General features: G+C 47.3%; 14 protein-coding genes. 5 read left to right on the plus strand and 9 right to left on the minus strand.

The features are described from left to right. Positions 1-123: 123 nt before the first annotated feature. Together FTT64_RS07070 and rimI are read left to right on the plus strand one after the other, a co-directional pair. A complete protein-coding gene (locus FTT64_RS07070; protein WP_045796116.1) occupies positions 124-1,005 on the plus strand; it encodes a metal-dependent hydrolase in 882 nt (293 codons plus the stop codon). Between the two features lie 103 nt (positions 1,006-1,108). After that, complete coding sequence (rimI, locus tag FTT64_RS07075; protein ID WP_160242862.1) at positions 1,109-1,573, plus strand: ribosomal protein S18-alanine N-acetyltransferase; 465 nt, start codon at positions 1,109-1,111, stop codon at positions 1,571-1,573. A gap of 19 nt (positions 1,574-1,592) precedes the next feature. Here the strand turns inward: rimI and FTT64_RS07080 are convergent, their stop codons facing one another. From FTT64_RS07080 to trxB, 3 genes are all read right to left on the minus strand, one after another. After that, positions 1,593-2,408 carry an arginyltransferase gene (locus FTT64_RS07080; protein WP_005179833.1) on the minus strand — a complete coding sequence of 272 codons (816 nt, stop codon included), beginning with the start codon at positions 2,406-2,408 and terminating at the stop codon, positions 1,593-1,595. A 16-nt stretch (positions 2,409-2,424) separates the two neighbouring features. Next, positions 2,425-3,156, minus strand: a complete 732-nt coding sequence (gene aat / locus FTT64_RS07085) for a leucyl/phenylalanyl-tRNA--protein transferase (RefSeq protein WP_005179830.1) — start codon at positions 3,154-3,156, stop codon at positions 2,425-2,427. 80 nt (positions 3,157-3,236) lie between these two features. After that, complete coding sequence (trxB, locus tag FTT64_RS07090) at positions 3,237-4,193, minus strand: thioredoxin-disulfide reductase (protein ID WP_104472558.1); 957 nt, start codon at positions 4,191-4,193, stop codon at positions 3,237-3,239. A gap of 247 nt (positions 4,194-4,440) precedes the next feature. Here trxB and FTT64_RS07095 point away from each other — a divergent pair, with 247 nt between their 5' ends. Continuing rightward, complete coding sequence (locus tag FTT64_RS07095) at positions 4,441-7,500, plus strand: DNA translocase FtsK (protein ID WP_160242864.1); 3,060 nt, start codon at positions 4,441-4,443, stop codon at positions 7,498-7,500. Positions 7,501-7,562: 62 nt separating this feature from the next. On the opposite strand, the gene FTT64_RS07100 is transcribed toward FTT64_RS07095, so the two are convergent. The 6 genes from FTT64_RS07100 to FTT64_RS07125 all read right to left on the minus strand — a co-directional run bounded on the left by FTT64_RS07100 (position 7,563) and on the right by FTT64_RS07125 (position 12,047). Next, positions 7,563-7,850, minus strand: coding sequence for a PA4642 family protein (locus tag FTT64_RS07100; protein WP_016659463.1), 288 nt, complete (start codon positions 7,848-7,850; stop codon positions 7,563-7,565). Positions 7,851-8,052: 202 nt separating this feature from the next. Next, positions 8,053-8,325, minus strand: coding sequence for a cell division topological specificity factor MinE (gene minE / locus FTT64_RS07105; RefSeq protein WP_005179812.1), 273 nt, complete (start codon positions 8,323-8,325; stop codon positions 8,053-8,055). A 2-nt stretch (positions 8,326-8,327) separates the two neighbouring features. Further along, entirely contained in the window at positions 8,328-9,140 is an 813-nt protein-coding gene (gene minD / locus FTT64_RS07110) for a septum site-determining protein MinD (protein WP_005179808.1), read from the minus strand. Between the two features lie 68 nt (positions 9,141-9,208). Next, on the minus strand, positions 9,209-9,931 hold the full coding sequence (gene minC / locus FTT64_RS07115) for a septum site-determining protein MinC (RefSeq protein ID WP_005179806.1): 723 nt from the start codon (positions 9,929-9,931) through the stop codon (positions 9,209-9,211). Positions 9,932-10,052: 121 nt separating this feature from the next. Then, positions 10,053-11,108, minus strand: a complete 1,056-nt coding sequence (locus tag FTT64_RS07120) for a preprotein translocase subunit SecA (protein ID WP_168381989.1) — start codon at positions 11,106-11,108, stop codon at positions 10,053-10,055. Between the two features lie 18 nt (positions 11,109-11,126). After that, positions 11,127-12,047 (minus strand): acyltransferase, encoded by a 921-nt coding sequence (locus FTT64_RS07125; protein WP_005179793.1) that lies wholly within the window; start codon positions 12,045-12,047, stop codon positions 11,127-11,129. A gap of 242 nt (positions 12,048-12,289) precedes the next feature. On the opposite strand from FTT64_RS07125, the gene FTT64_RS07130 reads away from it, so the two are divergent. Then, positions 12,290-12,940, plus strand: a complete 651-nt coding sequence (locus FTT64_RS07130) for an OmpA family protein (RefSeq protein ID WP_104472555.1) — start codon at positions 12,290-12,292, stop codon at positions 12,938-12,940. Positions 12,941-13,067: 127 nt separating this feature from the next. Beyond that, entirely contained in the window at positions 13,068-15,107 is a 2,040-nt protein-coding gene (locus FTT64_RS07135) for a UvrD-helicase domain-containing protein (RefSeq protein WP_005179787.1), read from the plus strand. Position 15,108 lies beyond the last annotated feature (1 nt).

The following is a 15,108-nucleotide window of genomic DNA, read 5'->3' on the forward strand; positions in this document are numbered from 1 at the left end:
CCTAAACTGATATTCGCCTGACCTTAACTGCACTTATCCCCATATCAGAACCACGTAAGATAAAGCTGAAGAAAATAAATAAAAGTTTCAGGTGAGACGCTTCACTTGAAAGGAGTTGAGGTCATGAATGCTAAAGTAAATATTACCAACCGCGCAGGTGCCAGTTTCCCGGTACGTCGTATGGCGTTTGAGTTTGATCAGGTTCCAGAATACTGGATGCAAGGTTCGGCTGGCCTGACGCATTTTATGACCGCTTTATCTGCCTTGTTTCCAGCCGGTGAAAAATTCTTTATTGATAGTGTACGTGCAGTGCGTTACCACCCGGCAATTAAAGATAATCAGGAGCTGCAAAAAGAAATTTCAGCCTTTATTGGCCAGGAAGCCATGCATACCCAGGAGCATGTTGGCTTTAATGCCTCGGCACAAAAATATGGCCATGATGTAGAACGTTTAGATCGTTATACCGATAAAGTGATTCAAGGTGCGCGTAAGGTATTTGCCGGTGTCGGTAAACCCTTTGGCATTACCCAAGAAATGGTTGATTTGACTGCAACCACCGCACTGGAACATTTTACCGCGACCATTGCCACCCAGTTGCTGCGTAATTCGCATATTCAGGAACTGATGAGCGATGACACCATGAAAACCATGTGGCTGTGGCATGCGATTGAAGAAAACGAGCATAAAGCGGTAGCTTATGATGTGTTTGAGGGTGTATTCGGCCAAGGCACCAAAGCCTATTTACTGCGCACCAGCTCACTGGTGGCCGCCATGCTGACCTTATTTGTGGTGCAAAACTATTTCCTGTTCCGTCTGTTAAAAGAAGACAAACAGCTAAATCTGGAGGCGTTCAAGGCCATTTATACCTATGCTTATAGTCCCTCTAAGGGCATTATTACCGGTATGGGCCGTGAGATGCTGGCATATTTCCGCCCGGGCTTTCATCCGAACGATTTAGATACCGTCAGTCTGCTGGACACATGGAAAGCCAAATTGGGCTTCTAACGGTGTTGACTCTTGGGGCAATGAAAATTGCCCTTTTTTTTGCTCGATTTTTTATCCAGAGCTCTTATAATGCGAACTTTGTTTTGACCGATGATGAACGAAGATGATTCGTTTAATGCAACACGCTGATATCCATAGTGTATTTAACATTGAGCAACAGGTACAAAGCCATCCCTGGAGCTTGAAACAGTTTGCTGAAGCGGTAGACAGCTATCAATGTACCGTAATCGAGCAGCAAGGACAGCTGGTCGGGTTCTGTATTTTGCAGCCGGTGCTGGATGAAGCCAACCTGTTGCTGATGGCGGTTGCGCCTGACCAGCAGGGGAAGGGACTAGGTTATCAGCTGTTGGAGCATTCGATTGAGCAGTTGCCGAATCAGCCGGTACAAATTTTTCTGGAAGTGCGTGAAAGCAATACCGCGGCTATCCGTCTGTATGAAAAAGCTGGCTTTCATCAGATTGATGTGCGCAAAAATTATTATCCAAATCCGGATGGCACACGTGAACATGCGGTTATTATGGTTAAAGCCTGTAGTGATGATTTTGCCGCGCTCTTCTCATCACCTTAATTTTTAAAATTATTGGGTTTTATTTGATAATCGAATTATTCCAACCACTGGGCAGGGTGGTCATGAGAGAGTTTCCCAATTGCCGGATTTCTTCGCTGCTTAAGCTGCGGTTGAGCCGGCGCCATTGGCCATCAATCAGCAATTCCAGCGGTACATACTGCGATTTATAATTCATTTTATTGGAATGCGGCACCCAATAGCCTAAATAAACATAAGGCAGTCCGAGTTTCTGGGTGTGTTCAATCTGCTTTAAGATCGCAAATACGCCCAAGGAGCGGCGGTTTTCATCCGGATCAAAGAAGGTATACACCGCAGACAGGCCATCATCGAGCAGGTCGCAGGTCGAGACCGCAATTAGCCGGTCTTGGTGCCAAAGCTCTAAAAAGAAACTGTCGGTGCAGCTGTGCACCAGAAATTTTTCAAACTGATCCTGACTTGGCGGATACATATCGCCATCGGCATGGCGTTCATTAATATAACGCTCATACAGCGCATAATGCTGTTCATTGGCTTCTTGGGTAGAGCGGATGGTGACGTGCAGGTCCTGATTGCGTTTCCAGGCTTTTTTCTGGGTGCTGTTCATTTGAAATTCGTGTACCGGCACGCGCGAAGACAGACATTGACGGCATAAATGGCATTCCGGCCGATAGACAAAGTCACCGCTACGACGAAAGCCCATGCGTGACAGTTCAGACAGGGTCACCACATCAATCCGGTGCGCCGGATCTAAAAACACCATGCGAGCAGATTTATCATCCAGATAACTGCAGTTATGCGGCGGCGTAATATAATATTGTAATTCGTTGAGCAGGGATTTCGGTTGATATGAATTCATGGCAATCCCTCTTTATTTATTCATCCAGTGAGTCGTTTTGCGCTATTGTTTTACTTGAAAATACACCCTCCTGGTATTTTTTCCAATCTATCGCCGGCTGTTTTACAACATCTTGTAACGATTTTAAGTATGCTTGGCGAGTTATTGTACAGGCGCCCAGACTTAATAGATGGTCATTGACCAGCTGGCAGTCAATCCAGGGCAGGGCGTTGTCGCGGCCAATCAGCATTAAGGTATAAAACGCCATTTTAGAGACATCTGTGCGCTGGCTAAACATTGACTCGCCAAAGCAGCCGCGGCCAATGGTGACGCCATACAAACCACCGACCAGCGCATCCTGCTCCCAGACTTCGACACTATAGCCATAACCGGCCTCAAACAGGTCAATATAGCCCTGAATGATGTCTTCGGAAATCCAGGTGTCATTGGCATAGGCCCGTGGCAGCGAACAACAGCGAATCACCCGTTCAAAGGCCTGATTGATGCTAATCCGGTAATCACCTTTTTTCATGTTACGCAGCAGTGACTTGCTTGGATGATAATCCTGAGGGCGGATAATGCAGCGCGGCTCGGGACTCCACCAGCAAATCGGATCACCGTCGGAAAACCACGGAAACAGGCCGTGGGTATAAGCTTCAAACAGGGTCGAGGGGGACAGGTCTGCACCAATACAAATCAGTCCTTCACCCTGTGGATCAGCTTCATCAGGATGGGGGAAAATAAATTGTGAGGGTGCAAGTGCGGTCATACAGCTACTCTGAATCGAAACAGATCTCTATCATACATAAAAAAGCCGCCCGGATTGGGCGGCTCGTGCTTTAGGCAAAATTATTCACCTAGGGCATCCAGATATTTTTCAGCATCTAGGGCTGCCATACAGCCTGAACCAGCTGATGTAATCGCTTGACGATAGACGCTGTCTGCCACGTCACCGGCTGCGAATACGCCCGGTACAGAGGTTTGGGTTGCGTTACCGGCAGTACCACTTTGAACCTGAATATAACCATCACGCAGGTTTAACTGGCCTTCGAACATGCCCGTATTTGGCTTGTGACCAATCGCCACGAACATACCAGATACATCTACATTCTGGGTTGAACCATCGACAGTAGATTTCAAACGTACGGCAGTCACACCAGATTGTGCATCACCCAGGACTTCATCGACCTGGTTGTTCCAGAGAATGCTGATTTTGCCTTCTTTTTCTTTGGCAAAAATATGATCTTGCAGAATTTTCTCTGAACGCAGGCTGTCACGGCGGTGTACCAGGGTCACGTGAGAGGCGATATTGGAAAGATACAGCGCTTCTTCAACTGCGGTATTACCACCACCGACTACCATCACGTTCTGGTTTTTGTAGAAGAAACCATCACAGGTAGCACAGGCACTAACGCCTTGGCCCATGAATTTGGCTTCAGATTCCAGACCGAGGTATTGAGCCGTAGCACCGGTGGCAATAATTAAGGCATCACAGGTGAACTCTTCCATATCGCCTTTAAGGACGAATGGACGCACACTTAAATCGACTTCATTGATATGGTCATAGACAATTTCGGTCCCGAAACGTTCTGCATGGGCCTGCATACGTTCCATGAGCACTGGTCCTGTCAGACCTTCCGGATCACCCGGCCAGTTATCTACTTCTGTTGTCGTCGTAAGTTGACCACCGAGTTGTAAACCTGCAATTAAGGTCGGTTTTAAATTGGCACGTGCAGCATAAACGGCAGCACTATAACCTGCAGGTCCTGAACCTAAAATAATCAAACGTGAATGACGAGCACCCATCTGTAGCATCCTTTTATTATTGAGCAATTTATGGAATTATACGTGAAACTGTATAACAGTTGTGTGAGATTCAGTGGATATTATTGATCATAGAAATCGATTTAAGCTATATAGAAAAAGTTAACAACAGACTTCAATAATCTTGCATCTTTTTTGCTGCAACAGGTGCATAATATCTATTTTATGGCCATGCCAAACTGGCGGGTTGCACAAGAACATTTATGAAAAATTGGTTACAGGACAGTATATGACTGCGGTGTCGGGTGCTTATGCACAGCGCTTAATAATGACATTATTTTTGGTTTCATTCGGGATTTATCTGTTCCTTGCGACAGTCACCTATACCCCTTTTGATCCGGGCTGGATGCATTTGTCTAGTGATACCCAGCAGGTGTCCAATGCCAGCGGGGTCGCCGGCGCATGGATTGCCGACCTGTTGTTCGGCTTTTTGGGCTGGGCCAGTCTGCTGATTCCGCTGTACCTGTTTATTGAAGCCATTCAGGTGTGGTGGCCGCGTAGTTTCCTGAACCGTCCTTTCCGTTATGCGGCGCAGTTCTTTATTTTGCTGGCCACTGCCAGTCTATTGTATTTGTTCTGGCAAGTGCCGGCCGATACACTGGAAAATGCTTCTGGCGGGATTATTGGGTATGAACTGGGGCAGAGCCTGTCGCAGCTGCTCACTATTTATGGTGCAGCTTTTTTCCTGCTGGTGTTCTGGGGTGTCCTGTTTACACTGGCCTTTGGGATTAAATGGAACCGGACCTGGGTGACTTTAAAAGCCACGCCAGCTTATTTACAAGACCTGTTTTACCGTGATGTGCCTAAAGCTGATCAACCGGCACCGGTCGTTAAAAAAACAGTGGTGGCCGCTGCACCGGCTGCAGCCGAAGTGGTTACGCCGGCACCAGAACATCGTGAAGTCGAAGAAGCTCCGGTGGCACCAGCGGTGTCCCGTCATGAACAAGTGGCCGAGCGTCTGTTTGATGATATGGTCGAGCGTGAACAGCAGCGTTCTGCAGAGCAGGATCTGCTGGATGAAGAAGAGCAGGTCTTTGAGCAGACGGTCGAAAAAGCCCATCGCCTGACCCAGGACAGTCAGCGTGTGGTGGCAACCGGTGAAGTCTGGCGTGCGCTGAATGATGATGCTGACCAGAAGCACAGTCAGGATATTCATGAGCTGTTACGTGCTTCTCAGGATCAGATTCCGCACGCACCGAAAGATCATTTTAATGCAGTGGTCCAGCCCGTGCATGATGCACCGCCTGCATCGAATACGCCGCAGTCTAATATTGACTGGGATGATGACGAAATCTTTGACGAATTGCTGGCTGCTGTACCGAATGGGAAAGCTGCTCAGGATCTGCATAGTCCATTTAATAGTCAGTCGCAGCCTGAACCTGCACCGCACATCCAGCCGGTGCCAGACGTACAAGCGGTTGAAATGCCATCGGCTGCCACAGCGCAGTATGCAAGCCCGAAAAACCGTCTGAGTGATGAAGAATTTGAAGGGCTGGATGATCTGCTGGTTGATGATCTGAAGCCAGAAGCACCTGCCCCAAGAACTACCAGCAGTTATGCGCAGTCTTCGACTTTTGTACAGGCGCCTATTCAGCATCAGGCTGCGGTAAGTGCCACAGCGGCTGCACCAGTGGTCAATGACGCGGTGAAAGAAGCCCTATCGAAAGAAGAATTCATTGAGGCGTGGCATGAAACTGCCGGCAAACCGCAAGAAGAAGATGAATTTGACTTTGATGCGCCATTAACCGATGCCATGGGCCGTCCAATGTCGCGTGCCATGCAGGTCGCAGAGAAACGTCGTGATTTATCACCATTGCCGGGTCTGGAGCTACTGGATAAGGTCGATCCAAATAAAAAGGTCAACTTCACCGCAGAGCAGCTGGAGCGTTTATCTGAACTGCTGGAAATCAAGCTGCAGGAATTTAATGTCAAAGCCAAAGTGGTGGAAGCGCAGCCGGGACCGGTAGTTACACGTTTTGAGCTGGATCTGGCGCCGGGGGTAAAAGCCTCGAAAGTCACCAATATTTCCCGTGACCTGGCCCGTTCCATGTCGATGGCCTCGGTACGCGTGGTCGAGGTGATTCCGGGTAAACCGTATATCGGTATTGAGGTGCCAAACAGTACCCGTGAAATGGTGCGTCTGATTGAGCTGGTGCAAACCCCGAAATTTGAAGATCAGGATGGCATCCTGTCGATGGCGATGGGTAAAGATATTTCTGGTAATCCGGTGATTACCGAACTGGGCAAAGCGCCGCATATGCTGGTTGCGGGGACCACCGGTTCGGGTAAATCGGTGGCGGTGAACTCGATGATTCTGTCGATGCTGCTTAAATACAAGCCGGATCAACTGCGTTTAATTCTGATTGACCCGAAACAGCTGGAACTGGCCAACTATAACGATATTCCGCATTTGTTAACGCCGGTAGTGACGGATATGAAAGATGCCGTCAGCGCCCTGAACTGGTGTGTCAATGAAATGGAACGCCGTTATAAGCTGATGTCATTCCTGAAAATCCGTAAACTCAGCGACTATAACCGCAAAGTCGAAGAAGCCCTAGCCAATGGCGAAGACCTGATTGATCCGACCTGGAAACCGGGCGATTCAGCAACCCAGGAACGCGCACCGCGCTTGACGCCGTTACCATCAATTGTGATTGTGGCGGATGAGTTTGCCGACATGATTATGCAGGTCGGTAAAAAAGCCGAAGAAATGATTACCCGTCTGGCGCAGAAATCACGTGCAGCTGGGATTCACTTATTGCTGGCTACCCAGCGTCCATCGGTGGATGTCATTACCGGTTTGATCAAGGCCAACATCCCGACTCGCGTAGCCTTGCGCGTGAACTCAAAAATTGACTCACGGACTATTCTGGATGCTGGCGGGGCAGAAGACCTGCTTGGTCATGGTGACATGCTGTTCCTTGGACCAGGTAAAATTGAACCGGAACGTGTGCATGGTGCCTTTATTTCCGATGATGAAGTCAACCGGATTTGTGATGCCTGGCGTGAACGGGGTTCACCGGATTATGTCGATGAAATTCTGACTCCATTTGATGAAGAACCAGCGTCACGTGGTTTTGAAGATGGTGGTGATGGCGGCTCAGACCGTGATGCGCTGTATGACCAGTGTGTGGCCTTTGTGCTGGAAACCCGTAAAGTATCGGTATCGTCTTTACAGCGTAAGTTTAGCCTCGGTTATAACCGTGCGGCGCGTATTGTCGATCAGATGCAGGAGCAGGGTATTGTCAGTGAACAGGGTCCGAACGGCAAGCGTGAAATTCTGGTTTAAGCTGTTCTCGATCTTTATAAACAAAGCCCACCAATAGGTGGGCTTTTTATCGGCAGTGCGACTTAAGCAAATTTTGCCAGTACTGCCAAGAATTCTGCGCTTTGGCGCGGGAATTCTGCAATCACGTCATGAATGCGCTGCCCTTCCGGATTGGTGGCATTTACATCACGGCCATCGGCAACAAACTGGGTCAGTAAGCGCTCATAGTCTGCTGGGCGCATATGTTTAAATGCATGGTAAAGCACATGGAAATCAGCATTCACGCCATTCGGAGGAAGCTGATTCAGGTAGGCAAATACACGCTCATCTGACCATTCTTCATTGAATGTTGCTGGTTGAGACAATGCCATCGCAATCTCCTGGAATAGTTTTTCGAAATGAAAAAAAGGCAAAATATGAGTTCGCAAGAGGCAAAGTGTCTTTGTGCACTTTATCTTGAAGCACAGCTTCTCGTCTTGCGGCTGGGCAAATCCTTAAAGCAATGCTTTAAGTTTGCTATTTCCGCCTCATATTCTGCCTTGATTCAATTTGCTTGACTAATCAAAAATCAGATTATCGCTCTTCAGGCAAATTGATATTCATTTCAAGCATTTCAATGTTGGCTTCAGAACGTACCGACATTTGAATGTGCTGTTCATCGACACCGCGGACATAGCGGTTCACGACCTGCATGATTTCTTTTTTCATCTGGTCAATTTTGTCCTGGCTCAGGCGGCGGCCTAAACCATTTTCAGAAGCAACAATGACTTTTAAACGATCCTTGGCGGTTTGAGCACTTGATGCTTTTTCTTCGCTGCTAAATAATTTACTCCAGAATCCTGCCATAATTACGCTCCAAATAATCGTGCTAACCAGCCTTTAGGTTTAGCAGTAATGTGACGGTATGGACGCTCTTCACCCAAGAAACGTGCCACCAGGTCATCATACGCCTGACCCGCTTCAGTTTCGCTATACAGAATGACTGGCTTACCTTCGTTAGATGCTTGCAGAACGCTTTTACATTCTGGAATTACACCTAAAGTTGGTACACGTAAAATATCTTTTGAAATATCGTCAATGGTGAGCATTTCCTGTTTATCGGCACGTTCCGGATTGAAACGTGTGATACATAAATGCTTACGGATACGTCCTTCGTTTTGTTCTACTTTTTTGGTTTTGCTGTCGAGCATGCCAATAATACGATCCGAGTCACGTACTGAAGAAATTTCAGGGTTGGTCACAATAATCGCTTCATCGGCATGGTACATGGCTAAAATGGCGCCACGCTCAATCCCTGCTGGTGAGTCACAGATAATGTAATCAAACTCTTGAGCAAGCTCATCCATGACACGTGCCACACCTTCATCGGTCAGGGCATCTTTATCACGAGTTTGAGAAGCAGGTAAAATATAAAGGTTTTCAATATCTTTATCGCGAATTAATGCTTGTTGTAAACGCGCTTCATTATTTAAAACATTCACAAAATCATAAACAACGCGACGTTCACAACCCATGATCAAGTCCAGGTTACGCAAACCCACGTCAAAATCGATAACAACAGTTTTGTGGCCACGTAGGGCTAAACCTGTTGCAAAAGATGCACTCGTTGTAGTTTTACCTACGCCACCTTTGCCTGATGTTACGACAACAATTTTCGCCACCGAATCCACTCCTGTTATGGTTTAAATCCCCCTTTTGTGTATGGGGTTTTTTGGTGTTTATTTATACATTAAAATTCCAGAGCTTCAAATACAAGCTCTTGGTTGTCATTTAGGTAAATATGTACCGGTTTTTTCGTTACGTGCGGGGGAATATCGTCCGCCACACAGTAAGTGCCTGCAATAGATACCAATTCTGCTTCTAGGGAATGACAGAAAATTCGTGCTGAACTGTTCCCACCTGCGCCGGCAATGACTCTACCACGAACGCTACCATAAATATGTATATTTCCTGAAGCAATCACTTCCGAACCGCTGTTAATACCAGCTTTCAAGATAATATCGCCCTGGTTCTGGACCAGACATTGACCGGTACGCAGAATTTCATCGTGATAAGAGGTCACATGCGAAATTCGTGCCGCTGCAGCTTCTACCACCGCGGCTTCTGCGGCAGGCGCTTCAGGTTCTGCCGGAGTTTCAATGACCTGTTCCTGGGTGGCTTTGATCTGTTGTAACTGACGATCTTGCGGAATTACCGGGAACTGGATGGCACGCGCCTGTTCCGACAGAATGCCTTCTACCACGGCCAGTGGCTGTACATTCAGATCAATCAGCAGTTGAATCAGGGCAATTAATTCCTGATCTACCGAACTTTCAATCACCGCCGGAATTTGGGGTGGAAACCCTTTTTGTAACATTGGGCTCAATTGCTGGCGGATCGCATCATGATCATCTGTATCTAAGCTAATGCGAATCGCATTGACCATTCTGCCTTTTATCCGTATGTCAGCCATAATGATTCCTTAAGACTTCTGACCTGTTCATTGTTGTCGAAGTAAATGTTGTAAATAGAGCAAATCCTAGAACAATTCGGCCGAATACTCTAGCCGAAGGTTTAAATATTTTTATTGCTGGCTATTCTTTGTCAGTTTCCTGCTCATTCAGGATCTGTTGCCACTTTTTCACTTTCACCTGTTTGCGAATGGCTTCCAGGGTTTCAAATACCGCAGATTCTACCAACGCATCAATATGCGGATTATGTTCAATCTCGATCTGGCTGACTTTGTCAGCAATATGCGCATAGGCCACATTATCTGGCAAGCTGTCATGATGGGCAAAAGGCTGAATCAGCCCTTGGGTAATATTTTCGCCCAAACGTTGGCCAATGCTTTGAATCTGCCGTTCCATACGTCCACCGACAATTGGCAGCAGACGCAGTAACTGGGTCAGCTCCGGGGTATCTTCAATGGCCTGACTCACCACCTGACCGACATTTTCGGCAATGCTCTGACGCTGGCTCTGCAATTCTTTACCCAAAGATTGCTGCAAGATGTCGGCCAGTGCTGCGGCCAGCAGTTTGCGGTGCTGCTCGACCAGATCATCAATAAACTGGCGATGACCAGTGCTGCTGCTCAGTTCACGTTGCAGGTTATTGACAATGGTCAGCACAATCCGGCTCGACAGTTCTTCCATCACCAGGTTGTAATAAAAGTTGGCGCGTCGGAAGATGCTGTCCGGAATAACCTTGTAGCCATGACTATACAGGTTGTAGCCAATTGCCACGGCGCGTAATAAACGCAGAAAACGCAGCTGTGGCAGAATCGACAGCACTTCATACCAGTGCACGAAAGGGAAGAACCACCAGCGGGCATGATGCCGGAAAATAATCGCCAGGCCCCAGCGTACCAGCAATTCAATAATCAGGAAGGTGGTAAACCAGCCTTCGGTAATAATGACCCAGGGACGCAGTTCCGTGCGATAAAACTGCAATACCTCTGGCAGCTGAATAAAGTTGAAGAGCCAGTCACCAAAATCACTCATCAAAATGGCATTGGCACTCAGGCAGAACAGGTTGATGAGAATTAACGCCATCATAAAGATGTCGTATACCAGCACCACTTTCCAGCTCCATGAGTCCTTTCTGACAAAGTGAAAGGAAGATTTGATCACCGGCTCTTCGCGTTTCTTCATAATGCTTTTGGTACTCGCTTACTGCTCAGCAAATTTCTGTTTCATTTCATGAATGAGCTGATCTTTCTCTGTCCAGAGTTGATGCACCCAGTCCTGAAAACGTTCCCGATATGCGGCATCTTCTTCATAGTCACCACCCAAGACCCAGTCTGGAATGTCAATTTTTCGCAGATTGACCGCAATACGTGGCACTTCACCCAGCCAGAATTCACCATAACCCGGTGCGCCGTCCGGATACACAATGGTCATATCTACCAGCGCATCAATTTCATTGCCGAGAATATTCAGCGCCAGCGCCAGACCGCCAGCTTTGGGTTTCAGCAGATGCTGATACGGTGATTGTTGCTGATCATGCTTTTCCTGGGTAAAGCGCGTGCCTTCCAGATAGTTGAGCAGGGTAAATGGCTGGCTGAGCAGTTGCTCGCAAGATTTACGCGCTTCCAGCATATCGCGGTCTTTTAGCGCCGGATTTTTGGCAATCTGTTCTTTGGTGTGCCGTTTCATCATTGGAAAACCCAGAATTTTAAAGGCCTGTCCGACAAAAGGAATGAAGATCAGTTCCCATTTGGTAAAGAAACGGGTCAGCGGCATGCGGGTTAAACCGAAATACTGGTTGACGGTGGTATCGACCCAGCTCTGGTGGTTACAGGTCATTAAATAACGGCCCTGCATGCTCAGTTCCAGACCATCTTCAATACTGATGTCCCAGTGGGTATTGGGTAATACATGGTCAATCAGCCAGTTGTTGACACTCAGCCAGCTGTTGGTAATCTGGATATTGGTCTGGTCGACCTTGGCCGATTTCTTGAACAATTTGGTCAGGCCCAAAGCCAGTACCGGCGGTCCATGTAAAAAAGTGCTGCCGGTGATCACTGAGCTGACCGTAAGCCCTTTTGTGATTTTTTTTAAGAGCGGTTGCTTATTGGTTTTAGATGACATAAACAGTCCTGAATATAAAAACAACTTATACGAAGTTCTGCCCAATATAATTGTTGTTTTTAAAATAAAAAAGTGTTGAAGTGAAACTGTGTAGGAATTATGGTGAACTTATGCGTAGAACAACATGAGATTATTGCAAATTGTAAATAAAAGTTTATTTATTAACAAAAAATCAATGGTCTAAGCACTTTATTTCATCCAAACTTTCCCATATACGAAAAACACAAGTAAGGAGGCATGCGATGCGTGCACTAGCAATTTCAGCAGTAGTCGGGGCAATGGTATTAACAGGTTGTCAAACCACTGGTAATAACCTGGGCGGCGTAGAATATGACAAAACCGCATTAGGAACCATTATTGGTGCGGCAGCAGGTTATGGTATTTCTAAAGGGAACGCCAATACCAGCGCACAAAACAACCGTGCAGCAGCAATTGGTGCGGTACTCGGTGGGGCTGCAGGTATCTACTTGGACAATAAAGAGAAAAAATTACGTCAACAAATGGCTGGTACCGGTGTAGATGTTAACCGTAACCCAGATGGTTCTGTTGGCCTGATCATGCCAGGTAACATTACTTTTGATACCAACAAGTCAAACATCAAGCCAAACTTCTATGCAACTCTAGATAAAGTGGCGCAAGTCCTGACAGAAGATAACAAGAGCGGTATCTTGGTGACAGGTTATACTGACAGCACCGGTAATGACTCTATCAACATCCCGTTATCTCAGGCGCGTGCACAATCTGTAGCGAGCTACCTGGCATCTCGTGGTGTATCAACTGCACGTATTAATGCCCAAGGTCACGGTTCATCAAACCCGATCGCATCTAACGCAACTGCAGAAGGCCGTGAACAAAACCGTCGTGTTGAGATCAGCATTTACGCGATCCAGTAATTCGGTCCAGAATTCAAAAAACCACCTTCGGGTGGTTTTTTTTATGACCAGAAAAGCAGCATTTTAGATTAGGCAACTGTGGTGGAGATGACTATAATCGAGCTCGAACCGAAATAGAGGAAACACTATGTCACTGGCAAGTCAACTCAATGACAAGCAACTTGAAGCCATGAAATATACTCAAGGACCCTTGTTAGTGCTTGCAGGTGCAGGTTCAGGTAAAACCTCGGTGATTACCCGGAAAATTGCCTATCTGGTGCAGCAATGCCGTATTCCGGCGCACCGGATTACCGCCATGACCTTTACCAACAAGGCTGCGCGTGAAATGAAAGAGCGGGTTGGTAAGTTGCTGTCGCGTGAAGAAGCCAAAGGTCTTTCGGTCTCGACCTTCCATACGTTCGGTTTAAATTTACTGCGTTTAGAGCTGAAACATACCCCGCTTAAAGCCAACTTTTCGATTCTGGATGCCGACGACTGCAAACGCATTCTGATGGATCTGATGCATCGCGACAATTTATCGGGTGCAGAAAGCAAAGAGCTGATTGCGCGGGCCATGAAAATGATTTCGGACTGGAAAAATGACCTGATTCCACCGGAGCAGGCACATACCACCTGTGAAACGCCAGAAGATATCCAAATGGCGCATTTATATCAGCTGTATGAGCGTAATTTACGTGCCTATAACGCAGTCGATTTTGATGACCTGATTGTGATGCCAACCCGGTTATTGCAGGAAAATGCTGAAGTCCGCGATAAATGGCAAAACCGGGTGCGTTATTTGCTCGTCGATGAGTATCAGGACACCAACACCGCGCAGTATATTCTGGTCAAACTTCTGGTCGGGGTAATGGGACAGTTCACCGCCGTAGGGGATGATGACCAGTCCATTTACGCCTGGCGCGGCGCCAAACCGGAAAATATGGCGCTCTTAAAAGAAGATTTCCCAAATTTAAAAGTGATCAAGCTGGAGCAGAACTACCGCTCCACCAGCCGGATTCTAAAAGCGGCCAATACTGTAATTGGCAATAACCCGCATATTTTTGACAAAAAACTCTGGTCGGACAAAGGCCATGGTGAAGTCATCCGGGTGATTACCTGCCGCAATGATGATGATGAAGCAGAGCGCGTGGTCAAAGACCTGATCACGCATAAACTGATGAACGGTAAAAACTGGAAAGATTATGCGATTTTGTATCGCGGTAACTTCCAGGCGCGTATTCTGGAAACCCAGCTGCGCCAGATGCAGATTCCGTACAAGCTGTCAGGAGGTCAGTCTTTCTTCGCCCGGGCAGAAATTAAAGATGTGATGAGCTATTTACGGCTGATTATTAACCCGGAAGATGACAGTGCTTTCCTGCGCATTATCAACACGCCAAAACGTGCCATCGGCCCGGTGACCTTGGAAAAACTGGGCTTATTTGCACAGGAAAACCATCTGTCCTTGCTGGCGGCAGCAGGTGATCAGCGTTTGACCATGGCCATTCCGAAAAAAGCCACGACTCAGCTGGCCGAGTTTGCCGACTTTATCCAGAACTTTACCCGTGAATTGCTGGAAGATGATGAACCGGTGCCAATCATCCGCCAGATGATGAACGAAGCTGGTTATATCGACTACGTCAAAGAAAGCGCCGCCACGCCTGCGCAGGAAAAAACCAAGCTGGACAATATTGAAGTGCTGTACAGCAGTATTCAAAGCCTGATTAACCGCGCTGAAGATGTGGACGAAAAAAATATTGAAAGCGTGATCCGTAAAATGGTGCTGCTGGATATGCTGGAGCAGCAACAGGAGGAAGAAGACACTGACAAGGTCAACTTATTAACCTTGCATGCCTCCAAAGGTCTGGAATTTCCGTATGTCTATTTAATTGGACTGGAAGAGGAAATTCTGCCGCATAAAAACTCGATTGTGGCTGAGACGGTCGAAGAAGAACGCCGTTTGATGTACGTGGGCATTACCCGTGCGCGTCAAGGCCTCACCATTACCCTGGCCGAGCAGCGTAAGGCTGGCGGGCAGATGAAACAGATGACCCCAAGCCGCTTCCTAGATGAAATGCCACAAGATGAGCTGGAATGGCTGGGTCGCAAGAAAAAGCTGGCTGGCGATATCGATCCGAAACTGCAGGCCCAGCATTATCTGGAAAATTTACGTGCGTTAATTAAACGCTAAA

The organism is Acinetobacter sp. Q186-3 (assembly GCF_013420655.1).
Lineage (GTDB): Bacteria > Pseudomonadota > Gammaproteobacteria > Pseudomonadales > Moraxellaceae > Acinetobacter > Acinetobacter indicus.